At 59.3% G+C, this 344-nt stretch carries 1 pseudogene; it reads left to right on the top strand.

Annotated features, from left to right (window positions below):
- Positions 1-344 (top strand): annotated as a pseudogene (locus ACSIPU_RS30770) (mannitol-1-phosphate 5-dehydrogenase); the annotation flags it as partial.

Genomic DNA, 344 nt, shown 5'->3' with positions numbered 1-344 from the left:
CAGACGATTCGCGACGCGATCCTCGACAAGAAAATTCGTGCCGTCGTGCAAGGCGCGATGGAAGAGAGCGGCGCGGTGCTGATCAAACGTTACGCCTTTGACCCGCAGAAGCACGCGGCTTATATCCAGAAAATACTTGGCCGTTTCGAGAACCCGTACCTGAAAGACGATGTTGAGCGCGTTGGCCGTCAGCCGCTGCGCAAACTGAGCGCTGGCGACCGTTTAATTAAGCCGCTGCTGGGTACACTGGAATACGGGCTGCCGCACCGCAACCTGGTGAAAGGGATTGCGGCGGCGATGCATTTCCGTAGCGAAGACGATCCGCAGGCGCAGGAGCTGGCGGC

This window comes from Klebsiella sp. HN106 (assembly GCF_051209435.1).
Taxonomy (GTDB): Bacteria; Pseudomonadota; Gammaproteobacteria; order Enterobacterales; family Enterobacteriaceae; genus Klebsiella; species Klebsiella oxytoca.
The sequence above is the reverse complement of the archived record's forward strand: the minus strand, read 5'-3'. Positions and strand labels throughout refer to the sequence as shown.